Raw genomic sequence first — 20,951 nt, 5'->3', positions numbered from 1 at the left:
CGGCCGGAAACGCGTCTGTCGGGATGGCTGATTGTGGCGATCAAAACTCAGGAGCTCAAGCTCGACATCGAGCGCATCGGCGCCGTCTCGGCCGTCCTGACGCGGCCGGACGATGCGCGTGCCTGCTACGTCCTCGCGCATGGCGCGGGAGCGGACATGCGGCATTCGTTCATGCAGAAGGTTGCAGAAGGCCTCGCGGGCCGCGGCGTGGCCACGCTCCGCTTCAACTTTCCCTACATGGAAAACAAACAGGGGCGCCCCGACCAGCCGGCCGTTGCCCACGCCGCCATCCGCGCGGCGGTCACGGAAGCGGCGCGGCTGTGTCCCAGCGTGACGCTCGTCGCGGGCGGAAAATCGTTTGGCGGGCGCATGACCTCGCAGGCGCAGTCCAAGGCGCCGCTGCCTGATGTCAAAGGACTAGCTTTCCTCGGCTTTCCCCTGCATGCCGACAAAAAGCCGTCGACGGAGCGGGCCGAACACCTCACCAAGGTCGACATCCCCATGCTGTTCCTGCAAGGCACGCGCGACGGGCTCGCCGATCTCAGCCATCTGAAGCCGGTGATTGCGGCCCTCGGCGCGAAGGCGACGCTGCATGAGGTCGACGGCGGCGATCACTCCTTTGCGGTGCTGAAAAAATCCGGCCGGACCAGTGAAGAGGCGCTGACCGAGGTGCTTGACACGCTCGCGGCGTGGATCGACCGGCTCGCCTGAGGCTCAGGCGGAATAGAGCCCCTTGTCGCGCGCCTTCTGAATCGCCAGCGCGGCGATCAGGTCGAGCGTCGGCGTCGACAGGCCGGCCGTGCGCGCGAAGGCGGCGGGCGCCTTCACCAGCACGTCGATCTCCATGGCGCGGCCGAGCTCGTAATCCTGGAGCAGCGACGGCTTGTGGTTCGGGGCGGGGCCGCTGCGGGTCACGCGCTTGACCTCGGGAATGAAGTGCTGGGCGATGTCGTTGGCCTCGGTCAGCATGCGCGGGATGACTTCCGAGAACGCGGGGTCGTCGCGTACGCCGCGCGCGGTCTGGCCGGTGAGCAGGCACAGCACCGACAGCGACATGTTGGTCAGCAGCTTTGACCAGATCGCCTCGCGGATCTCGGCCACAGGCGGCGATTCCAGCCGGGCGTCGTTGAAGACGTTCCGCAGCTTGGTGATGCGCTCGCAATTGCGGTCGTCGCATTCGCCGATCAAGAGTCGGTTGCGGTCCGGGGTGAGGTTCTGCACCACGCCGGGCGCAATCACCTCGTTGGACGAGAAGACGACGCCGCCGATGATCCGCTCCTTCGGGATGCAGGCGCGCAGGCGCCCGCCGGGATCGAGGAAGGAAATGTCGGGCGGCGTGGGGTGTCGCGGCGGCAGGCCGATACCGTACCACCAGGGAATGCCGTTCTGGGCGAACACGATCGCGGTGTCGTCCTGCAGCAGCGGCTTGAGGCTGGAAACCAGCCCGGTCAGCGCGGTGGCCTTCAAGGTGCTGATCACGACGTCCTGCGGGCCGAGCTGGGCCGGGTCGCCTGATGCGTTCACCCTGGCGCTGACCTCGGAATCGCCGACGCGCAGCTTGAGTCCGCCGGCGCGGACCGCCTCCAGATGCGCGCCGCGCATCACGCACGAGACCTCATGGCCGGCGCGTGCAAGCCTGACTGCGATGTGGCTGCCGACGGCGCCCGCGCCGAAAATGCAGATGCGCATAGATGTCCCGTCCTGATCCCTTGGTGCCAGCAGGCGCCAGCATGACACAAGCCGCCATGCGATGGACGCGGCCGCCCTACGCCGGAAAGATATGGATCGGGATGCGTTGCCTCGGCCATAGTGCAGGGCAAACAAACGACCGGAGGATCGCCGATGACCGCCAGCCCCGTCCTGTGGAGCCTCGACCAGCGTGGGGTTGCGACCGTCATGTTGAACCGGCCGGAGGTCAACAACGCCTATGACGGCGCCTTGATCGCGGGCGTGCTCGCAGCCATGGACGATCTCGGCGGGAAGCCGAACCTGCGTGTCGTCGTGCTCAAGGGTAACGGCAAGCATTTCCAGGCCGGCGCCGATCTCAAATGGATCAACGGTGTCCGGCCGCAATCGACCGAGGCCAACGAGGCGGCATCCCGGGCGACGTTCGAGGCGGTGCAGCGGCTCAACACGCTGCCGATCCCGACGGTTGCGCTGGTGCAGGGCGGCTGCTTTGGCGGCGGCACCGGCGTGATCGCGGCCTGCGACGTCGTGATTGCCGCGGACAACGCGCTGTTCTCGATCACCGAGGTGCGCTGGGGCCTGACCGCCGCGATCATCATCCCGCAGCTCTGCGACGCCATCGGCGTGCGGCAGGTCCGCCGCTACGCGCTCACCGGCGAGCGTTTCGGTGCCGAAGACGCCCGGCGGATCGGCCTCGTCCACGACGTGGTGCCGCTCGCCGATCTCGAAGCCGCAGGCGCCAAGGTGGTCGAGCAGCTGCTGGCCAACGGACCGGAGGCAATGGCCGAGACCAAGCGGCTGGCGCTCGAAAGCTCGTTCGGCGGGATGGCGGTGGACGATGCCGCCTACACGCGGCTCGTGCAGCTGCATTCAGCCAAGCGCCAGAGCGCGGAAGCGGCGGAGGGGCTGGCCTCGTTCGCCGAGAAGCGGGCGGCGAATTGGGGCGGCGGGAAGGGCTGAGTGAAGGCGCTCAACAGCCGCGGCAGATGTTGTTGATGCTACGATAGACGGCGTCGTGGTCCTGCCGCATCTGGCGCATCGATTCGAGCGTCTTGCCCTCGGCGGCTGGCGCAGCCGGCTTTCGCTTCGCCGCGAGTTCTTCTTCCTGGCGCTTGTAGCAGGCCTCGCGATCGGACTTGGCCTGGATGAAGCGGCAGTTCTGCTCGATGGCTGCAGCGGGGGCAGCCGAGACCGTGAGGGCGAGGAGGGCGGGCAGGGCGAATTTCATAAGGGTCGAATCCATGACGGTCCTTCTCTCAGGTCCGTCTTCCGAGAGCAACCTTCATCGGCTGACAGGTGCGCGACCAGGCTCAAAGCGACGCCGCGAGCGACGTTTTCAGCAGAGTCAGCAGCGCCTGCACCGCGGCCGCATTGCGCCGCCGCTCGGGAATCGCGGCTTTCACCCACAGCTCCGGAATCGGAAAGTCGCGCAGCACCGGCTTCAGCGTGCCGTCGCGCAAGGCGTCCGCGACGAGATAATGCGACATCAGCGCGATGCCATTGCCCGCGATCGCGCTGCGCGCCAGCACATGTCCCTCGTTGGACGAAAGCAGCGGGCTGATCTGGATGCTGATGCGGCCGCGCGGTCCGTCAAAGATCCATTCGGGGCCGGTCGGCAGAAAGCTGAGGCAGCGATGCTCGACGAGATCGCGTGGATGCTTTGGCATGCCGTGCGTCTTCAAATAGGCCGGTGAGGCGCAGAGCAGCCGTTTCAGCGCGCATAGCGGCTCGTCGACCACGCCGCCGAAGGAATGCGGGAAGGCGCCGATGGCGATGTCAAAGCCCTCGGTGACGGGATCGACCGGCCGGTCGATCAGCACGATCTCGAGCTTGAGCCGCGGGTTCTGGGTCTGGAACGCGCTGAAGACGTCGGCGAGCCGCGCCACCGTCAGCGAGGTCGGCGCCTTGATGCGGAGGTGATCGACGAGGTCGTGGCCCTTCTCGCCCATGCGCGAGAGCAAATCGGTCACATCGGTGACGACGCCGCGGGCGCGATGCACGTAGCGTTGGCCGGCCTCGGTCAATCGCAACTGCCGGGTCGAACGGCGAAACAGCGGCGTGCCGATCCGCGCCTCCAATTGCGTGACGCGCTTGGCGACGACCGAGGTCGAGACATTGAGCTTCCGCGCGGCGGCGGAGAAACCGGCCGCATCCGCGGTGGCGAGGAAGGCCTGAAGGTTCACCAGGATGTCCATTTTCACCTTTCTCGATTCGCGAAAGCTGATCGCTTATTTTGGTGGATTGTATCCCGCCTCGCGTTAATTCATAGTCGCTCCCAAGCAAGAGATTTTTGGGAGCAGGACGCGTCATGCGGGCCACGATGATCGAAGAACCGGCGCGTAAGGTGCCGCTGTACGGCGAATATGAAGTCGTCGTGCTCGGCGGCGGGCCGGCCGGTATCGTTGCGGCGGCCTCAGCCGCGCGCGCGGGACGAAAGACGCTGCTGATCGAGCGTTATGGTTTTCTCGGCGGCATGGGCACGGCTGCCGGCGTCACCAATTTCTGCGGCCTGCATGGCAATGTGTACGGGCAGGCGCATCGGCTGGTGCAGGGCATGGCATCCGAGCTGCTGGCGCGGATCGATCTGCTCAACGGCCTCAACGCGCCGCATCTGATTCTCGGCAAGGTCTTCGCCCAGGCCTATGACACCGCGGCCTACAAGATCGCGGCTGATCAGCTGGTCGCCAGCCACAAGGTGCACATCCTCTTCCATGCGCTCGGCGCCGGCGTCGCGATGGGCAACGACCGCCGCATCGACGCGCTGATGGTCGAGACCAAGGCCGGCCGGCAGGCGGTGCGTGCCGAAATCTTCATCGACTGCTCCGGCGACGGCGATCTTGCCGTCTGGGCCGGCGCGCCGTTCGAACTCGGCGACGCGCACGGCCATCCGATGTATCCCTCGATGATGCTGCGTCTCAATGGCATCGACCCGGACAAGGCCGGCGACGCCTGGCGCACTATTCCGCAATTGATGGAGAAAGCGCTGGCCGCCGGCACGCACACATTCCCGCGCAAGAGCGCGATCGTGCGGCCGCAAAAGTCCGGCATCGAATGGCGGGTGAATTTCACCCAAGTCGCGCGCGAGGACGGCCACGCCATCAACGGCGTCGAGCCCGACGATCTCACCCGCGGCGAGATCGAGGGCCGCAAGCAGGCGCTCGCGGCGTTCGAATTCCTGCGCACCGTGCCGGGCTTTGAAAAGTCCTATATCGTCGATTTGCCGCCGCAGCTCGGCATCCGCGAGACCCGCCGCATCACGGGCGGCTATCAGCTCAGCGGCGACGACGTGCTCGGCTGCGCCTCGTTCGAGGACTCGATTGGCGTCAACGGCTGGCCGATCGAGGCCCATGTCCCCGGCGATGTCGTCTTCACCTTCCCGCCGATCCCGGAATCGCGCGGCTATAACGAGCTGCCCTACCGGATGCTGGTGCCTGAAGGCGTCGACAATCTCCTGGTCGCCGGGCGCTGCGCCTCGATGACCCATGAGGGCCAGTCGGCGGCGCGGGTGTCCGGTGCCTGTTTCGTGATGGGCGAGGCGGCCGGTTCCGCCGCCGCGCTGGCGCTCTCCGGAAACCGGATGCCGCGCGAAATCTCCATTGAAATATTGCAGGAAACGTTGAAACAACAGGGCGCCTTCATCGGACGGGACCAGGCGGTCCCCGAAGGCCTGTAACGGACTGCAATGAGAACGACAGCGGAGGAAACGGGATGATCGGGATTGCGCGGCTCGCAATGGCGAGCCTGGTGGCGATCACAGCGATGGGCGCGGCCCGGGCCGAGGATGCGCTGAAGGCCAGGATTGGCGTGCTCCGCCTGTCGTCCTCCGCGCCTGTCTTCATCGCGCAGGACAAGGGCTATTTCCGCGAGGCCGGCCTCGACGTCGAGCTGAAGTTCTTCGACGCGGCGCAGCCGATCGCGGTCGCGACCACCTCAGGCGACGTCGATTTCGGCGTCACCGCCTTCACCGCCGGCCTCTACAATCTCGCCGGCAAGGGCACGCTGAAAGTGATCGGCGGCATGAGCCGCGAGAAGGCCGGCTATCCCCTGATCGGCTATTTCGCCAGCAACAACGCCTACGCCGCGGGCCTGAAGACGCCGAAGGACCTCGCGGGCAAGCGCGTGGCGATGACGCAGGTCGGATCAAGCTTCCACTATTCGCTCGGCCTGCTCGCGGACAAATACGGCTTCAAGCTCGCGGACGTGAAGATCGTGCCGCTGCAATCGCTGTCGAATGCGGCTGCCGCGCTGAAGGGCGAGACCGTCGATGCGGCGCTGCTGCCGATCTCGACGGCGCGAAAGCTGATGGACGAGGGCGGCGCGAAGTTTCTGGGCTGGGTCGGCGACGAGACGCCCTGGCAGCTCGGTGCGGTATTCGCATCCCCGAAGACGCTGACCAATAAGGTGCTGGTGACGAAATTCCTCGGCGTGCTCGCGAAGGCCGATCGCGAATATCACGACGTCATTCTCGCCGCCATGAAGGATGGCGTGGCGCCGATCAACGAGCAGACCAAACCGCTGCTGGAGATTATCGCAAAATACACCAATCTGCCGGTTGAACAGGTGGTCGGCAACTGCGCCTATATCGATCCCGAGGGGAAGCTCGACGTCAAGAACGTCGACAACCAGATCAAATGGCTGCAGGAGCAGGGCTTTGCCGACAAGGGCTTTGACGCGAATGCGATCATCGCCAGGGATTTTGTGAAGGCGGATTAACCCTTCGTCATTCCGGGGCTCGCGAAGCGAGAACTACGGTGCGCACTTGCGCACCTGAGAATCTCGAGGTTCCGGGTCTGGTCCTCCGGACCATCCCGGACGACGGAGAACAGGATAGACGAGACAGAATGGACCTGATCGCCAACCATATCACCCATCGCTTCGGCGATCTCGCCGTGCTCGACGACATCTCGTTCACTGTCAGCGCTGGCGAGGTGGTGGCGATTGTCGGTCCCTCCGGCTGCGGCAAGAGCACACTGCTGTCGATCCTCGGCGGGCTGTTGCAGCCGACCTCAGGCGCGCCCGAGTTGCGCGGCTCGCCGCCGGCGGACAGTCTCAATCCGCTCACCTTCGTATTCCAGGACTTTGCGCTGCTGCCCTGGGCGAGTGTGGAGGAGAACGTCGAATTCCCGCTGCTGCACGCACAACTCTCGGCCGCGCAGCGCCGCGCGCTGGTCGACGACGCCTTGCGCCGCACCGGGCTGACGGATTTCCGCACGACCTATCCAAAGCAGCTGTCCGGCGGCATGCGCCAGCGGGTCGGCATTTCGCGCGCGCTTGCCGTCAAGCCGGCCATTCTCCTGATGGACGAACCGCTGTCGGCGCTGGATTCGCAGACCCGTGAGTTGCTGATGGAAGATTTCGTCCGCCTGCTCGCCGACGGCGGCATGGGCGCGGTCTATGTTACCCACAATCTCGAGGAAGCCGCGCGGCTCGCCGATCGCATCGTCGTGCTGTCGCGCCAGCCGGGGCGTGTCCGCGAGGTCGTGGCGGTTCCGATGACGCGCACCGAGCGCGGCGAAATCGCTGCGCGTGAACAGTTGCTTGAGCTTCAGAACCAGATCTGGTCGCTGATCCGCAACGAGGCGATCGACGCCGAGCGCGAGGTGCAGCATGCTTGATCGCGCGCCGGCGACGGAGACATCTGCAAAGAGCGAAGCGACGCGGCGGGTCCGTTTTCGCGGCGCGGGCTTCGTGCCCGCGAGCAGCCGTTTTGGCGGCTGGATCGCGCTCGCGCTCGTGATCGCGGCCTGGCAGGCGGCCGGCAGCGCCGGCCTCGTCAATCCGTTGTTCCTGCCCGCACCGCTGGCGATCGTGCGTGCGATCTACCAGCTCGCGATCTCGGGCGCGCTCTGGCAGCATCTGTCGGCCTCGATCCTGCGTATCGGCGTCGGCTGGGTGCTGGGGACCGCGGCCGGCATCGCCGTCGGCTTTGCCATCGGCCTGTCGCGGCTTGCGCGCAGTGTCGGCATCACCTTCATCTCGGCGCTATTCCCGATCCCGAAGATCGCGCTGCTGCCGCTGCTGATCCTCTGGCTCGGCATCGGCGAAGAACCGAAGATCGCGACCATTGCGCTCGGGGTGTTCTTCTCGACCGCGATCTCGGTCTATAGCGGCGTCGACGCGGTGCCGCGCAACCTTATCCGCATGGCGCAGAGCTTCAATGTCCCCTTCGCCACCATCGTGCGCAAGGTGATCTGGCCTGGTGCGCTGCCGGCGATCCTCGCCGGCTTCCGCATCACGGCGTCTGTTGCGCTGCTGCTCGTCGTCAGCGCCGAGATGATCGGCGCGCAATACGGCATCGGCGCGTTCGTGCTCCAGGCCGGCAATCTGATGCAGACGGATCAGCTGCTCGCGGGCGTGGTGATCCTGTCGGTATTCGGGCTGGCGGTGGGCAAGGTGATCGGCTGGCTGGAAACGCGGTTGTTGCACTGGCGGTGAGGCATTCTCCGTCATTGCGAGCGTAGCGAAGCAATCCAGAATCTTTCCAGGTCGTCATGCCCGGGCTTGTCCCGGGCATCCACGTCCTGAGTCAGGCGCGGTGGCGCGTGGATGGCCGGGTCAAGCCCGGCCATGACGGAGGATAGATCGCCACTCACGCATTTCCGCGATCCTCGCGAAACAAATCCAGCTTCTGCTGCACCGGACGATCCGAGAAGCTGAACAGCACCGCGTCATCGTCGGCTTCGTGCGTCACCCATTGCCAGCTCGGCACCACGAACAGATCGCGCGGACCCCATTCGAAGACGGCGTCGCCAATGCGGCTGCGACCCTTGCCTTCGATCGGACAGAACACGGTCGCATCGGTCGAACGGTAACGCGCGGTCGTAAAACCCTTCGGCAGCAGCTGGATGAAGGTGCCGATGGTCGGCATCGCGAAATCGCCGGTCTCGGGGTTGCTGAATTTCAGCTTTAGCCCGTGGCAGGCGTCCCACTCCTGGCTCGTTCTGGCCTTCTCGAGCGCCTCGCGCGTATGCGCATAGGGATAGCTGAAGATCGGCGAGGTCTTGGACGAGCGCTTCACGTCCACCGGCAGCAGATTGTGGCCGTAGCGCGCAAAGCTGTCGCCGGCCGGCTTGGTGATTCTCTGCTGGTCCTCCTTGGACCCTTCCGCGAAGGAGCAGTCGAAGAATTGCACCAGCGGAATGTCGAGGCCATCGAGCCAGAACATCGGCTCATCGGTCTCGTTGGAATGATCGTGCCAGGTCATCGACGGCGTGATGATGAAATCGCCGGGCGCCATCGCGGTGCGCTCGCCGTCGACGGCGGTGTGGGCGCCCTTGCCTTCGAGCACGAAGCGCAGCGCCGATTGGCTGTGGCGATGGGCGGGCGCGACGTCGCCGGGCACCACCATCTGCACGCCGGCATAGAGCGAGGTCGTGATTTTGGACTGGCCGCGCAGGCCCGGGTTTTCCAGCACCAGCACGCGCCGCTCGGCCTCCTTGGCGGTGATGAGCTTGCCGGCCTCCGTCATGTAGTCGCGGATGACATCGAATTTCCACAAGTGCGGCCGGCATGCGCTTTTCGGCTCCGGCGTGATCAGATCGCTCATCACCGTCCAGAGTGCGGTAAGATTTTCGCCGTCGATCTTCCGGTAGAACGCCTCGCGCTCCGGCGTCTTGGTCACGGCTTCCATGGTGCGGCTCCCGTCGTTTTGTTGATTGACAGTATACTGACAGTCTAGGTAGCGTCAATGTGACGAACAAGAATGAGAGGGAGGCTTCCCATGAAGCTGCACGGCTATTTCCGCTCCAGCGCGGCTTACCGCGTGCGGATCGCGCTGAATCTCAAGGGTCTCGGAGCCGAGCATCTGCCGCATCATTTGCGCAAGGGCGAGCAGTGCGCGCCCGCCTATCTCGTCATCAACCCGCAAGGCCTGGTGCCGGCGCTGGAGGATGATGCGGGCGCAGTGCTGACCCAATCCCTGGCCATCATCGAATGGCTCGACGAAACCCACCCCAATCCGCCGTTGTTGCCGAACGATCCGCTGCGCCGCGCCAAGGTACGCGCATTTGCGCTGGCGATCGCCTGCGACACCCATCCGGTGCAGAATCTGAAGGTGCTGGCGCGGCTGCGCGAACTCGGTCTTGCGGAGGAGAAAGTCCAGGAATGGGCGGCGTGGGTCAATCGCGAGGGACTGTCGGCTTGCGAGACGCTGGTCAGCAGCGAGCCGGGCCCGTTCTGTTTCGGTGGTGCACCGACGCTCGCCGATCTCTGCCTGGTGCCACAGCTCGCCAATGCCCGCCGCTTCGGGGTCGACGTCTCGGCCTATCCGCGCCTGCTCAAGGCGGAAGGCGCGGCCAAGGCGCTGCCGGCCTTCGCCGAAGCCGCACCGGAGAAGCAACCGGATGCCGAGTAAGTCCACCGCTCCGATCACGATAGATGCGATCTATGCCGCGCCGGGCTATCTGTTCCGGCGCATGCAGCAGATCGCGGTCTCGATCTTCATGGAGGAATGCAAGCCATTTGATCTCACGCCGGTGCAGTACGCCGCGCTGATCGCGATCCACACCCATCCCGGCATCGACGCGACCCGGCTTTCGGCGGTGATCGCCTTCGACCGCTCCACGCTCGGCAGCGTGATCGAACGGCTGCAAGCCAAGGACTATATCGAGCGCAAGCCGGCGCCGGAGGACAAGCGGATCAAGCTGCTGTACCTGACGAAGTCAGGTGCAGCGATCCTGCGTGAGATCATCCCCGCCGTCGAACGCGCCCAGGCGCGGATGCTGGAGCCGCTCAAGCCCACTGAGCGCAAGGCGCTGATGGGACTGATGGCGCAGCTCGTCGATCTCAACAACGAGGCGTCACGCGTGCCGCTGCGGGCCGAGGATGCGCTGGAGCATCTGGGGAAAGTTGGGTGAGGGGGTGTGAGGCGACGTGAGATGGTGGCTGCGCTGTTGCCTTTATCTCCGCGGTCATTCCCCGCGAAAGCGGGGAATCCAGTACGCCGCGGCGTCTCGAATCAATCACAATCGCCTCTGGAATACTGGATCGCCCGGTCAAGCCGGGCGATGACAGCGGTAGTCACATCCTCAGCAACGCCTGCCGGTCAATCTTGCCCGTACCCGTCTTCGGCAGCTCGTCGATGAAGATCACCTCGCGCGGATATTTGTACGGCAGCAGCCTGCCCTTCACATAATCCTGGAGCCGCCGCGTCGCCTCGCTTTGGTCGGAGGCGCGGTTGTTCATCACCACCACCGCTTTCAGCGTCATCCGCCGGTCCGGCAGCTCGGCAGCGAAGACCGCGCATTCGCGGATATCGGGATGATCGGCGAGGCAGAGCTCGACCTCGAGCGGATAGACCCACTGGCCCGAGATCTTGATGAGATCGTCGGCGCGGCCGCGGAAGAAGTGGAAACCGTCGGCATCGCGGACGAAGCGGTCGCCGGTGTAGATCCAGCCGCCATCGCGAATGGTCTCGGCGGATTTGTCCGGCCGGTTCCAGTACAGCGGCGTGTTGGAATCGCCGCGCACCCATAAGATGCCTTCCTCGTTGTCGCCGACGTCGCGGCCGTCCTTGTCGCGCAGCGCGACCTCGTAGCCGGGCACGCGCAGGCCGGCGGCGCCGAGCTTTTTCTGATCAGGACGGTTCGAGAGATAGATGTGCAGCACCTCGGTGGAGCCGAGGCCTTCGACGATCTCGAGGCCGGTCAGCGTCTTCCAGCCGTTGAAGACCTCCGCCGACAAGACCTCGGCCGCAGAAAGCGACATGCGCAGAGACGAGAAGTCGGCCTTGTCCGCGCCCTCGGCCTTGGTCAGCGCGGTGTAGAGCGTCGGCAAGCCGAAGAACACCGTCGGCTTGTGTTGCGCGATCGCGGCAAAGGTCGAGGCGGGCTTCGGCTGTCCCGGCAGCAGCAGCGTCGCCGCGCCCGCCGAGAACGGGAAAGTGATCGAATTGCCAAAACCGTAGGCGAAGAAGATCTTCGGCACGGAGAAGCAGATGTCGCCGGGCGTCAGCTTCAGCACGTTCTGCGCAAACGCGGCCTCGCTATAGGCCATGTCGTGCTGGAGGTGCACGATGCCCTTGGGCCGGCCGGTCGAGCCGGAGGAGTACATCCAGAACGCCATCTCGTTGCGATGGGTCGGGGCTTCCGCAAGCTCGGCCGGGAATTGCGCGAGCCAGCTTGCGGCGGCGACGGCGTTCGGCGCGGCGTGATCGCCCACCGCGCCATTGACGACAATCAGCGTGTGCAGGCGCGTGCCCCTGCAGGCTTCGGCGTCGAAGCGCGCCGCGAACTCGGCATCCGCCACCGCGACACGCGCACCGGAATCGGCGAGATAGAATTGCAACAAGTCGGGCGGCGTCAGCGTGTTGATCAGCAGGGGCACGAAGCCGGCACGCACCGCGCCGAAGAAGGCGGCGGGATAGGCCGGCGTGTCGTCGAGGAACAGCAGCACGCGGTCGCCGCGCGTCAGACCGAGCGATGCGAGTCCGTTGCCCCAGCGGCAAGCCTCCGCGCAAAGCTCGGCATAGGTCCGCGTGCCCGCCGGCCCGATCAGCGCGAGCTTGTCGCCGCGCCCCTTGGCGAGATTGTCGAACAGCACGCGGCTGGCGTTGTAGTCTTGCGGAACGGCAAATCCGATCTCGCGTGCCCCCACGCTGTCGGCGGGCACCTGGTCGCGAATCTCATTGCTCATGCCGCGTCTCCACCGTTTCTGGCGGCCTCGTAGCGCGCCATGAAGGCCGGCGACATCGCACGCAGCCGGGAATCGTCGATGCGGCCGGAACGGGTGATGTAGCTATAGGCGAAGTCCATCAAGTCGAGCTGCATGTGCTCGGCGAAGTGCTCGTACCAGAAGGCGCTGGTTCGCGCGGCATTGACGAGTTTTTGCACCACCGGCTTGCGCGCGGCCTGGTAGCGATGCAGCGCGGTCGACAGATGCGCGTCCGACTCCAGTGCCTTGACCAGCGCGATGGCGTCCTCGATCGCGAGCCGCGTGCCCGACCCGATCGAGAAATGCGCCGAGTGCAGGGCATCGCCGATCAGCACCATGTGCTTGAACGACCAGTGCTCGTTCCAGACCCACGGAAAGTTGCGCCACACCGACTTGTTGGAGACCAGGCAGTGGCCGCCCAGCGTGTCGGCGAACACCTCCTCGCAGACGCCCTTGGACTGCTCGGCATCCTTGTAGGCGAAGCCATAGGCCTGCCATGTCGCGGGGTCGCACTCGACCAGGAATGTGCTCATGGTCGGGGAGTAGCGGTAGTGATGGGCGTTGAAGGTGCCGCGGTCGGTCTTCACGAAAGTCTGCGACAGCGTGTCGAAGCGTTTCGAGGTGCCGTACCAGACGAACTTGTTGGAGGAGTAGGACAGCGACGTCCCGAAATCACCTTCGAAGGCGCGGCGCACCAGGGAGTTCAGCCCGTCGGCGGCGACGATCAGATCATGGCCGCCCAGCTGGTCGATCGCGTGAATTGGCGTGTCGAAACGCGGCGTGACGCCGGCATCGAGGGCTCGCTGCTGCAGGAACTGCAGCAGCTCCAGCCTGCCGATCGAGGAGAAACCGACGCCGTCGATGGCGACGCTGCCACCGCCCAGGTTCAGCGTGATGTTTTCCCAGCTCTCCATATGCGGCGCGATCGCGTCGACCGTCTCCGGATCGTCGGCGCGCAGGAACTCCAGCGCCTGGTCGGAGAACACGACGCCAAAGCCCCAGGTCGCGTCGGCCGGGTTCTGTTCGAACAGGTCGACTTGATCCTCGGGGTGACGCTTCTTCCAGAGATAGGCGAAGTAGAGCCCACCGGGCCCCCCGCCAATCACGGCGATCCGCAACGTCTGCCTCCCTAATTGACAGTATACTTACTATCCAGGGCTAGACTAATGTGCTCCGGCTTCCCGCGCCAGCGGAATTATCGGCAGGCGCGCGGCACGCCGAAACCATCCCCGGACACACGTTTGACGCGTGTCCGAAGCAGTGACGCTGCGAACCATAGCCAAACGGCGACGGCTTGGCTATTCGCGCGTCAGACGCAGCGCTTCACGTAGACGCCGTTCACCAGCACCCTGGTGCAGCGGACCACTGGAACCGGCTTGCGGACCACGACGGCCGCGTTCGGCCCGGCACAGCCGGCGCGGTAGACGCCGCGGGCGCACACCACCGCGTTGGCGTCGGTGGCCTCGAAGGTCATGGTCGCCGCGAAGGAGAGGAGCGCCGAAGCAATGAGTAGGAATGCACGCATGTCTTCCTCCCGGTGTATCGTGATTGAAATCGATATCTGCAAAGGTTTGTCGTGGCGGGCGTGCGAGAATTCTTGCGCGCACGCCGTCTGTCATCGCCGCGCGCTTCGGCGCCTCATCATGCGCTGCCTTATCTTGCCGCGAACGGCGCCAGCACGTCCTTGCAGGCGGGCGACAACGAGGCTGCATTGCTTGCAATGCACTGCACGATACGGCCGCCGCCGGGCGCGACGCCGGCGCACAGCGTCCGGATATCGGCGCTGCAGGCTGAGCGAACGATGAACAATTCCTCGCGGGGCCGCAGCGGCCGCAGCGCGATGACGGTCGGTGCGGCCGCCGGAGCTGCCGCTGCAGGCGCCGCGCCCGCAGGCGCTGCCGTTGCGCCACCGCCGCCGGCCGCAGCGCTTATGGCCTTTTCGCAGGCCGGCGACACCTTGGCCTTGTTCTTCTCCAGGCATTCGAGCGCGGGGGCCCCGCCCGGCGGCACGCTGGCGCACACCTTGGGATAATCGGCGCGGCACGCGCTCTTGACCGCAGCAACCTGTGCGCTGCTCGGCTGCTTGGCCGCAGCAGCCTTCGGCGCCGGTGCGGCTGCCGGTTTTGCCGCCGGGGCGGAGTTAGCCCTTGGCGCAGCAGGCGCCGACTCCGCTTTGGGCGCAGCTTCGGTCTTGGGCGTTTCGATCTTGGGCGCTTCGGCCTTAGGCGCTGCGGTCTTCGGCGCGGCGGGCGCGGCTTCGGTCTTCGGAGTCGCCGCGGGCTCGACCGCGCGAACGGCGGTCTGGCATCCTGCCGAGAGGCTGGACATGTTCTTCTCCAGACATTGATAGGCCTCCACGCCGCCGGGCGTCACGCTTGCGCAGTGCGCCATGAAGTCCGAGCGGCAGGCCGAACGGATCGCGCTCTTCTGCGCATCGGTCGGAGCTTGTGCGAGGGCCGGTGCTGCAGTTGCGAAGATCACTGCCGCCAGCAGCGCCGTGCGCGTTGAGGCATGCTTCAACGTGTTGAACATCTGACTGTATTCCTGCCCTGTCGGTAACGCCGACAATTATGAAATGTGATGCAAGCGCAATCGTCGCGAGTGATACCTCGCGCGCGGCATCATTGGCCTCTTCGACCTCTACCGCAAGTAGATAATGCCTCGGCAATTGCGACGTAACTAGAGCATGATCCGGAAAAGTGTGCAGCGGTTCTCCGAAAAGATCATGCTCAAACAAACAATACGTCGTCAGAGCCTGACCATGCGCTTGCCGCGATTCTCGCCCGCGAGCAATCCGATCAGCGCCTTCGGCGTGTTCTGTAACCCGTCGATGATGTCCTCCTGCACCTTCAGCTTGCCGGATTTGACCCAGCCCTGAAGGTCAGTGAGCGCGCGCTGGCTGTCCTTCATGTAGTCCATCACGATGAAGCCTTGCATCACGAGCCGCTTCACCACGATCAGGCCGGGCACGCCGCGTGGGCCGTGCGCGGAGGGCGCGCCGTCATATTGCGAAATTGCGCCGCAGCAGGCGATGCGGCCGTAATTGTTCATCTGGGGCAGGCAGGCTTCGAGAATGTCGCCGCCGACATTGTCGAAATAGACGTCGATGCCTTTGGGCGCCGCCGCGCGCAATGCCTTGAACACGGCGCCGTCCTTGTAATCGACCGCGGCATCGAAGCCGAGCTCGGAGGTCAGCCAGCCGCACTTGTCGGCGCCGCCGGCAATGCCGATCACACGGCATCCCTTGATCTTCGCGATCTGCCCGACGATCGAGCCGACCGATCCGGCGGCTGCCGACACCACGACAGTCTCACCTTCCTTCGGCTTGCCGATTTCCAGCAGGCCGAAATAGGCGGTGAGGCCGGCGATGCCGAACACGCTGAGCAGATGCGTCATCGGCTCCAGCTTCGGCATTTTTGTCAGATGCTTCGCCGGCACGGCCGCAAACTCCTGCCAGCCGGTGTCGCCGAACACGATGTCGCCCGGCGCGAGCCCCGGCGCCTTCGAGCTGACGACCTCGGCGATGGCGCCGCCGGCCATCACACTGTTGGCCTCCACCGCTGAGCGATACGTCGCACCGTGCATCCAGGCGCGATTGGCGGCGTCGAGCGAGATGTAACGCACGTGCAGCAGGGCCTCGCCGACCTTCGGCTCCGGCATTGCGCCGTCGACCATCTTGAAATGTTCGGGGCCGAGTTTGCCGCTGGGTTTTTCCACCAGAAGAATCTGGCGATTGATGCCGTCGCTCATGGCGTTTCCTCTTCTCTTGTTTGACGATTATTGATGCAGCTGCCGCAAAGAAAACGTGCAAGCCGCATTCGTTGTGCGCTGCATGAAGGCTAGATCGCCGCGTTCCATTCCACAACGGGAACATCAGGCCAACGCGGCTACACGCAAAGCGTGTTGCGTCGCTACGATATCTGCGACATCATGAAGCGCCGGTGTACGTGGGGGTAAGCGATGGCGAACAGGTTTACGCAATACATTCTGGCCGCGATGGTGCTGGGCATCGTGATGGGCTCGGCGATCTACAATTTCCTGCCCGACACGCGCGCCGACTGGGCCTCCTCCATCAACCTGATCGCCATGATGTTCCTGCGGCTGATCAAGATGATCATCGCCCCCCTGGTGTTCGCGACCCTGGTCGGCGGCATCGCCCATATGGGCTCGGGCTCCAAGCTCGGCCGCATCTTCGCCAAGACCATGGGCTGGTTCGTCAGCGCCTCCTTCGTCTCGCTGCTGCTCGGCCTGATCATGGTCAATCTGCTTCAGCCCGGCGCGAACTTCCCGGGCACGCTGCCCGCCGCGGGGCAATCGACCGGCCTGCCGGTGTCGGCCTTCTCGATCGAGAAATTCCTCACCCATCTGATCCCGACCTCGATCGCGGACGCGATGGCGCAGAACGAGATCCTCCAGATCGTGATCTTCGCCGTGTTCTTCTCGGTGGCGATGGGCTCGATGCCCGAACGCTCCAAGCCGATCCTGGCGCTGATCGACGATATCGGCCACATCATGCTGAAGGTGACGAGCTATGTGATGCTGTTCGCGCCGATCGCGGTGTGGGCGGCCATCACGGCGACGGTCGCCAAGAACGGCCTGCTGGTGCTCTGGAAGCTCGTCGTCTTCATGGGCGGCTTCTATCTCTCGCTCGCCATCCTGTGGGGCATCCTGGTGGTCGTCGGCTTCATCGTGATCGGGCCACGCTACAGCCATCTCTTGAAGCTGGTCCGCGAGCCGCTGATGATCGCGTTCTCAACCGCGAGCTCGGAGGCTGCTTATCCGAAGACGCTGGAGGCGCTCAACCGCTTCGGCGCCTCGTCGCGGATCTCGAGCTTCGTGCTGCCGCTCGGCTATTCCTTCAACCTCGACGGCACGATGATGTACTGCACCTTTGCGGCCGTCTTCATTGCGCAGAGCTATCACATCGACATGCCGCTCGGCACCCAGCTCGCGATGCTGGCAACCCTGATGATCACCTCCAAGGGCGTCGCCGGCGTGCCGCGTGCCTCCCTCGTCGTGATCGCCTCGACGCTGTCGCAGTTCGGTATCCCCGAGGCGGGCCTGCTCATGATCATGGGCATCGACACCTTCCTCGACATGGGTCGCAGCGCCACCAACGTGATCGGCAACACGCTTGCGACCTCGGTCGTGGCGAAGTGGGAAGGCGAGCTCGGGCCCGAGCACGAGATGGGACCGAGCGATGCCGTGCCCGGCGATATGGTGCCGGGCGAAGTGCCTGCCATGGCCGGCCATGGTTAGGAGCGCATCATGGATAAGACACTGGCAAGGTCAGTGATCGGCGGCTGCCTGTGGTTCGCGGTATCGTTGCTCGCGACCACCGCGGCGTCCGCCCAGACCGGCGGCGAAGGGCTGAGCCCAACGCTGTCGGCCATCAAGAAGGCGCACACCGTGCGGCTCGGCTACCGCGAGAGCTCGCCGCCGTTCTCCTTCCTCGACCAGTCGGGACGCCCGATCGGTTACAGCCTCGAGCTCTGCGAGGCCATCGTCGAGGAGATCGGCGTCGAGGTCGACGATCCCAATCTGAGGATCGACTACGTCAAGGTGACCTCGGACGATCGCATCGACGCAGTGGTTCAGAACAGGATCGATCTGGAATGCGGCTCGACCACGGCCAATGCCGAGCGCGGCAAGCGCGTCGCGTTCTCGCCGCTGATGTTCGTCGCCGGCACCAAGCTGATGGTGCCGAAGGCTTCGAACGTCCAGTCGCTGACCGATCTGAAAGGCAAGACCATCGTGGTGACGAAGGGCACCACCAACGAGCAGGCGATCCAGGCGGCCGACAAGAAGTTCTCGCTCGGGCTGAACATCGCCGTCGGCGCCGATCACGAGCAGTCCTACCAGATGCTTGTCGACGGCAAGGCCGATGCGTTCGCGACGGACGACATCCTGCTCTCCGGCCTGATCGCGCGCCACAAGGCGCAGGACAAGTTCCGCGTCACCGGCGACTTTCTGTCCTACGATCCCTACGGGATCATGTTCCGCAAGGGCGAGCCGCAACTCACGGCCGTGGTCGATCGCACCTTCCGCAAGCTCGGCTCCAACCGCGACCTCGTCCCGCTCTACAATAAATGGTTCACCGCCCGGCTTCCGACCGGCGAACGGCTCAACGTGCCGATCTCGCTGCAACTGGAGGAAGCCTTCAAGGCGATGGACGATTCGGCCAGCGCGAATAATTGATGGCGGTCGCCCTTACCCTCCCCTGGAGGGGGAGGGTGCAGCGAGTTCGCGGCTGCTAATCTTTATCAAACACCCGGTCCAGCGCCGCATCATACGTCGCTTGCACCAGCTCCGGGTGCAGCTTCGCCAACGCCTCCATCATCACGCCGGAATTGATCTCGAGCACCTTCCACGCGCCATCGACGCGAACCAGGTCAATCGAGGCAAAGGCGATGCCGATGGCGTTCGCAGCATCGGTCGCGATCCTGACGCAGGCCGTTCGAACCTGACCGTCCTCCAGCAGCACCGGCTTTGCGCCGGCATCGAGATTGTGCCGCCAATCCGAGCCACGCTGCTTGCTGTAGACGACGAGTGGCACATCATCGAGCAGGATCACGCGCACCTCTTGCTCGATGGCGACATAGGGCGAGATCACGAGCCCCGCGCTCATCGAGAAGACTTCGCCGACCGCATGGTCGAGTTCCGCCTCCGTCGTCACCTTGAACACCGAACGCCCCGACGTCCCCTCGTTCGGCTTCACCACCACGCCTTGCGGATGGTCGTGAAGCAGCTCAAGCATTGCATTTCGCCAGGTCGGGCCAACGACATTCCTGCCCAGCTTTGGATTAAGGAAGAGGTGATGCGGAATGCAGGGCACGTCCTCAAGCGCCAACACCTCGGCGGTGGCCGATTTGTCGTTGGCGAGGCGGTGCGCGATGGCGCTGTTGAGGCCGATGTCGTAGCCGAACGCGAAGTGGCGCGCTTCGCCACGGCGCATCGCGAGCAGCCAGCCACCGGCGCGGACATCGAGCGTGATGCCGTGGGTCGCGCAATAGCGCTTGATCGCCCGAACGAAGGTCCGATCACCGGTCGCCATGTCTCTCAGTCGCTAGTTCCAGTGGCTCCTGGCGCCAAAAGCCGCAAAACTGCGGGAAACGGCGCCAAGCCGGGTGAAAATCAGAGCTATTCTTAATGAAATTCTCGCGAGCGCCACGGAAATTTAGTGCTGTATTCGAGCCCCGGAGGGGAAAGAAATTTCCGGCCGCATGCGCCAGACGGCAGATCCATTAATGATGTGACCATTTCCGCCGCAAATGCCGGTTTGACCGGCATCAATTGCATCCGCAATGAGGTTGATTATTGGCCTCAATGGCGTAGATCACACACGCGAAATCCTCCGCCATGGCAATGGTGTGCGCCCCGCTTTAAGGGCCGGGCTACGCTTTTGCCCTAAAACCCGCAGTTATTCGGAATATCGAAAATCATGAGCGCGTTTTACCGAGAGAAGGTTGTTTCCGTCCAGCACTGGACCGACACGCTGTTCAGCTTCCGCGCCACGCGCGATACCGGCTTCCGCTTTCAGAACGGCCAGTTCGCGATGATCGGCCTCGAGGTCGACGGCCGTCCGCTGCTGCGCGCCTACAGCATGGCGAGCGCCAACCACGAGGAAGAGCTCGAGTTCTTCTCGATCAAGGTTCAGGACGGCCCGCTCACCTCGCGTCTCCAGAAGATCAAGGAAGGCGACACCATCCTGGTCGGCCGCAAGGCGACCGGCACGCTGATCACCGACAATCTCATCCCCGGCAAGCGGCTGATGCTGCTGTCGACCGGGACGGGCCTTGCGCCGTTCGCCAGCCTGATCAAGGACCCCGAGGTCTATGACCAGTTCGACAGCATCGTGCTGGTGCACGGCTGCCGCCAGGTCTCCGAACTCGCTTATGGCGAGAAGCTCGTCGCTTCTCTGCGCGAGGACGAGCTGTTCGGCGAGCTGCTGGCGGACAAGCTGGTCTACTATCCGACCGTGACCCGCGAGCCGTTCCGCAACCGCGGCCGCATCACCGACCTCATCTCCTCGGAGCAGATCTTCAACGATATCGGCCAGGGCCCGCTCGACATCGAGACCGACCGCGTCATGATGTGCGGCAGCCCGGCGATGCTCGAAGAGCTGAAGGTGATGTTCGAGAGCCGCGACTTCATCGAAGGCTCCGGCAACAAGCCCGGTCACTTCGTGATCGAGAAGGCGTTCGTCGAGCGGTAAGTTCTGTTGACGCGATCTCGCGTCACACGCGACTCGTCGTCCCGGGTGGTAGCCATCAACTCACCTGTCGTCCCGGACAAGCGCGCCCAAAGCGCGCGCAGATCCGGGACCCATAACCACAGGACGTGGTCGGCGAAGGTTTGCAACCACCAGCTTCGTGCCGCAACTCCTTCCTGTGGTTATGGATCCCGGGTCTGCGCTTTCGCTTGCCCGGGGACGACGGCTGAGATTGCAGCGGCCCTCCGTATCTCATCCACACCCCTGCTGCACTGCAAAAATCTGCCCGTCGGGCTGATTGATGTCTCGGCCGAATTCGCTAGCCTGAAACAACCGCTACGTCATATCCGTATGACAGGCGCAGGCGTATCGTACCGCCTCATGCTGGCGAGAGGATCGGAAT

At 64.6% G+C, this 20,951-nt stretch carries 21 protein-coding genes; 11 read left to right on the top strand and 10 right to left on the bottom strand.

From position 1 onward, the window contains the following. The first annotated feature begins 33 nt into the window (after positions 1-33). Positions 34-711, top strand: a complete 678-nt coding sequence (locus tag QSV46_RS25400) for an alpha/beta family hydrolase (RefSeq protein WP_314957999.1) — start codon at positions 34-36, stop codon at positions 709-711. Positions 712-714: 3 nt separating this feature from the next. On the opposite strand, the gene QSV46_RS25395 is transcribed toward QSV46_RS25400, so the two are convergent. After that, complete coding sequence (locus tag QSV46_RS25395) at positions 715-1,689, bottom strand: ketopantoate reductase family protein (RefSeq protein ID WP_314957997.1); 975 nt, start codon at positions 1,687-1,689, stop codon at positions 715-717. 153 nt (positions 1,690-1,842) lie between these two features. Between QSV46_RS25395 and QSV46_RS25390 the strand changes: the two genes are divergently transcribed. Beyond that, complete coding sequence (locus QSV46_RS25390; RefSeq protein WP_314957995.1) at positions 1,843-2,646, top strand: enoyl-CoA hydratase-related protein; 804 nt, start codon at positions 1,843-1,845, stop codon at positions 2,644-2,646. 10 nt (positions 2,647-2,656) lie between these two features. Here the strand turns inward: QSV46_RS25390 and QSV46_RS25385 are convergent, their stop codons facing one another. Both QSV46_RS25385 and QSV46_RS25380 read right to left on the bottom strand, forming a co-directional pair. Continuing rightward, positions 2,657-2,929, bottom strand: coding sequence for a hypothetical protein (locus QSV46_RS25385; protein WP_314957994.1), 273 nt, complete (start codon positions 2,927-2,929; stop codon positions 2,657-2,659). A 67-nt stretch (positions 2,930-2,996) separates the two neighbouring features. Next, positions 2,997-3,881 carry a LysR family transcriptional regulator gene (locus QSV46_RS25380; protein ID WP_314957992.1) on the bottom strand — a complete coding sequence of 295 codons (885 nt, stop codon included), beginning with the start codon at positions 3,879-3,881 and terminating at the stop codon, positions 2,997-2,999. Positions 3,882-3,994: 113 nt separating this feature from the next. Between QSV46_RS25380 and QSV46_RS25375 the strand changes: the two genes are divergently transcribed. The 4 genes from QSV46_RS25375 to QSV46_RS25360 all read left to right on the top strand — a co-directional run bounded on the left by QSV46_RS25375 (position 3,995) and on the right by QSV46_RS25360 (position 8,121). Continuing rightward, positions 3,995-5,359: an FAD-dependent oxidoreductase gene (locus QSV46_RS25375; protein ID WP_314957990.1), complete on the top strand. Its 1,365-nt coding sequence runs from the start codon at positions 3,995-3,997 to the stop codon at positions 5,357-5,359. Positions 5,360-5,394: 35 nt separating this feature from the next. Next, a complete protein-coding gene (locus tag QSV46_RS25370) occupies positions 5,395-6,399 on the top strand; it encodes an ABC transporter substrate-binding protein (protein WP_314957987.1) in 1,005 nt (334 codons plus the stop codon). A 128-nt stretch (positions 6,400-6,527) separates the two neighbouring features. Next, a complete protein-coding gene (locus QSV46_RS25365; RefSeq protein WP_314957986.1) occupies positions 6,528-7,301 on the top strand; it encodes an ABC transporter ATP-binding protein in 774 nt (257 codons plus the stop codon). Next, on the top strand, positions 7,294-8,121 hold the full coding sequence (locus QSV46_RS25360; RefSeq protein ID WP_314957984.1) for an ABC transporter permease: 828 nt from the start codon (positions 7,294-7,296) through the stop codon (positions 8,119-8,121). Before QSV46_RS25365 ends, QSV46_RS25360 begins: the two co-directional genes overlap by 8 nt. 154 nt (positions 8,122-8,275) lie before the next feature. Here QSV46_RS25360 and gtdA read toward each other — a convergent pair whose 3' ends face one another. Then, positions 8,276-9,316, bottom strand: coding sequence for a gentisate 1,2-dioxygenase (gene gtdA, locus QSV46_RS25355; protein ID WP_314957983.1), 1,041 nt, complete (start codon positions 9,314-9,316; stop codon positions 8,276-8,278). A 90-nt stretch (positions 9,317-9,406) separates the two neighbouring features. On the opposite strand from gtdA, the gene maiA reads away from it, so the two are divergent. Both maiA and QSV46_RS25345 read left to right on the top strand, forming a co-directional pair. Next, positions 9,407-10,039, top strand: a complete 633-nt coding sequence (maiA, locus tag QSV46_RS25350) for a maleylacetoacetate isomerase (RefSeq protein WP_314957982.1) — start codon at positions 9,407-9,409, stop codon at positions 10,037-10,039. Continuing rightward, entirely contained in the window at positions 10,029-10,541 is a 513-nt protein-coding gene (locus QSV46_RS25345; protein WP_314957981.1) for a MarR family transcriptional regulator, read from the top strand. Before maiA ends, QSV46_RS25345 begins: the two co-directional genes overlap by 11 nt. Before the next feature lie 163 nt (positions 10,542-10,704). Here the strand turns inward: QSV46_RS25345 and QSV46_RS25340 are convergent, their stop codons facing one another. The 5 genes from QSV46_RS25340 to QSV46_RS25320 form a co-directional block, all read right to left on the bottom strand. Continuing rightward, positions 10,705-12,318 (bottom strand): benzoate-CoA ligase family protein, encoded by a 1,614-nt coding sequence (locus QSV46_RS25340; RefSeq protein WP_314957980.1) that lies wholly within the window; start codon positions 12,316-12,318, stop codon positions 10,705-10,707. Further along, complete coding sequence (locus tag QSV46_RS25335) at positions 12,315-13,454, bottom strand: FAD-dependent monooxygenase (protein ID WP_314957978.1); 1,140 nt, start codon at positions 13,452-13,454, stop codon at positions 12,315-12,317. Before QSV46_RS25335 ends, QSV46_RS25340 begins: the two co-directional genes overlap by 4 nt. Before the next feature lie 191 nt (positions 13,455-13,645). Beyond that, complete coding sequence (locus QSV46_RS25330) at positions 13,646-13,861, bottom strand: hypothetical protein (protein ID WP_314957976.1); 216 nt, start codon at positions 13,859-13,861, stop codon at positions 13,646-13,648. Between the two features lie 128 nt (positions 13,862-13,989). Further along, positions 13,990-14,868, bottom strand: a complete 879-nt coding sequence (locus tag QSV46_RS25325) for a cysteine rich repeat-containing protein (protein WP_314957975.1) — start codon at positions 14,866-14,868, stop codon at positions 13,990-13,992. A 216-nt stretch (positions 14,869-15,084) separates the two neighbouring features. Continuing rightward, positions 15,085-16,086 (bottom strand): NADP-dependent oxidoreductase, encoded by a 1,002-nt coding sequence (locus tag QSV46_RS25320; RefSeq protein WP_314957973.1) that lies wholly within the window; start codon positions 16,084-16,086, stop codon positions 15,085-15,087. Between the two features lie 210 nt (positions 16,087-16,296). Between QSV46_RS25320 and QSV46_RS25315 the strand changes: the two genes are divergently transcribed. Further along, positions 16,297-17,595 (top strand): dicarboxylate/amino acid:cation symporter, encoded by a 1,299-nt coding sequence (locus tag QSV46_RS25315; protein ID WP_314957972.1) that lies wholly within the window; start codon positions 16,297-16,299, stop codon positions 17,593-17,595. Between the two features lie 9 nt (positions 17,596-17,604). Next, positions 17,605-18,534 (top strand): amino acid ABC transporter substrate-binding protein, encoded by a 930-nt coding sequence (locus QSV46_RS25310; protein ID WP_314957971.1) that lies wholly within the window; start codon positions 17,605-17,607, stop codon positions 18,532-18,534. Positions 18,535-18,589: 55 nt separating this feature from the next. On the opposite strand, the gene QSV46_RS25305 is transcribed toward QSV46_RS25310, so the two are convergent. Continuing rightward, entirely contained in the window at positions 18,590-19,390 is an 801-nt protein-coding gene (locus tag QSV46_RS25305) for a RimK-like protein (RefSeq protein ID WP_314957969.1), read from the bottom strand. 387 nt (positions 19,391-19,777) lie between these two features. Here QSV46_RS25305 and QSV46_RS25300 point away from each other — a divergent pair, with 387 nt between their 5' ends. Further along, on the top strand, positions 19,778-20,551 hold the full coding sequence (locus QSV46_RS25300; protein ID WP_314957968.1) for a ferredoxin--NADP reductase: 774 nt from the start codon (positions 19,778-19,780) through the stop codon (positions 20,549-20,551). Positions 20,552-20,951: the final 400 nt, after the last annotated feature.

This window comes from Bradyrhizobium cosmicum (genome assembly GCF_032290525.1).
Classification (GTDB): domain Bacteria; phylum Pseudomonadota; class Alphaproteobacteria; order Rhizobiales; family Xanthobacteraceae; genus Bradyrhizobium; species Bradyrhizobium cosmicum_A.
The sequence above is the reverse complement of the archived record's forward strand: the minus strand, read 5'-3'. Positions and strand labels throughout refer to the sequence as shown.

Bases quoted from the DNA above. Each gene is read 5' to 3' on its own strand.
- QSV46_RS25380 (WP_314957992.1), bottom strand. From the start codon at position 3,881: ATGGACATCCTGGTGAACCTTCAGGCCTTCCTCGCCACCGCGGATGCG.
- QSV46_RS25360 (WP_314957984.1), top strand. From the start codon at position 7,294: ATGCTTGATCGCGCGCCGGCGACGGAGACATCTGCAAAGAGCGAAGCG.
- QSV46_RS25315 (WP_314957972.1), top strand. From the start codon at position 16,297: ATGGCGAACAGGTTTACGCAATACATTCTGGCCGCGATGGTGCTGGGC.
- QSV46_RS25310 (WP_314957971.1), top strand. From the start codon at position 17,605: ATGGATAAGACACTGGCAAGGTCAGTGATCGGCGGCTGCCTGTGGTTC.
- QSV46_RS25305 (WP_314957969.1), bottom strand. From the start codon at position 19,390: ATGGCGACCGGTGATCGGACCTTCGTTCGGGCGATCAAGCGCTATTGC.
- QSV46_RS25345 (WP_314957981.1), top strand. From the start codon at position 10,029: ATGCCGAGTAAGTCCACCGCTCCGATCACGATAGATGCGATCTATGCC.
- QSV46_RS25395 (WP_314957997.1), bottom strand. From the start codon at position 1,689: ATGCGCATCTGCATTTTCGGCGCGGGCGCCGTCGGCAGCCACATCGCA.
- QSV46_RS25300 (WP_314957968.1), top strand. From the start codon at position 19,778: ATGAGCGCGTTTTACCGAGAGAAGGTTGTTTCCGTCCAGCACTGGACC.
- QSV46_RS25370 (WP_314957987.1), top strand. From the start codon at position 5,395: ATGATCGGGATTGCGCGGCTCGCAATGGCGAGCCTGGTGGCGATCACA.
- QSV46_RS25390 (WP_314957995.1), top strand. From the start codon at position 1,843: ATGACCGCCAGCCCCGTCCTGTGGAGCCTCGACCAGCGTGGGGTTGCG.
- maiA (WP_314957982.1), top strand. From the start codon at position 9,407: ATGAAGCTGCACGGCTATTTCCGCTCCAGCGCGGCTTACCGCGTGCGG.
- QSV46_RS25340 (WP_314957980.1), bottom strand. From the start codon at position 12,318: ATGAGCAATGAGATTCGCGACCAGGTGCCCGCCGACAGCGTGGGGGCA.
- QSV46_RS25325 (WP_314957975.1), bottom strand. From the start codon at position 14,868: ATGTTCAACACGTTGAAGCATGCCTCAACGCGCACGGCGCTGCTGGCG.
- QSV46_RS25320 (WP_314957973.1), bottom strand. From the start codon at position 16,086: ATGAGCGACGGCATCAATCGCCAGATTCTTCTGGTGGAAAAACCCAGC.
- gtdA (WP_314957983.1), bottom strand. From the start codon at position 9,316: ATGGAAGCCGTGACCAAGACGCCGGAGCGCGAGGCGTTCTACCGGAAG.
- QSV46_RS25375 (WP_314957990.1), top strand. From the start codon at position 3,995: ATGCGGGCCACGATGATCGAAGAACCGGCGCGTAAGGTGCCGCTGTAC.
- QSV46_RS25365 (WP_314957986.1), top strand. From the start codon at position 6,528: ATGGACCTGATCGCCAACCATATCACCCATCGCTTCGGCGATCTCGCC.
- QSV46_RS25385 (WP_314957994.1), bottom strand. From the start codon at position 2,929: ATGGATTCGACCCTTATGAAATTCGCCCTGCCCGCCCTCCTCGCCCTC.
- QSV46_RS25330 (WP_314957976.1), bottom strand. From the start codon at position 13,861: ATGCGTGCATTCCTACTCATTGCTTCGGCGCTCCTCTCCTTCGCGGCG.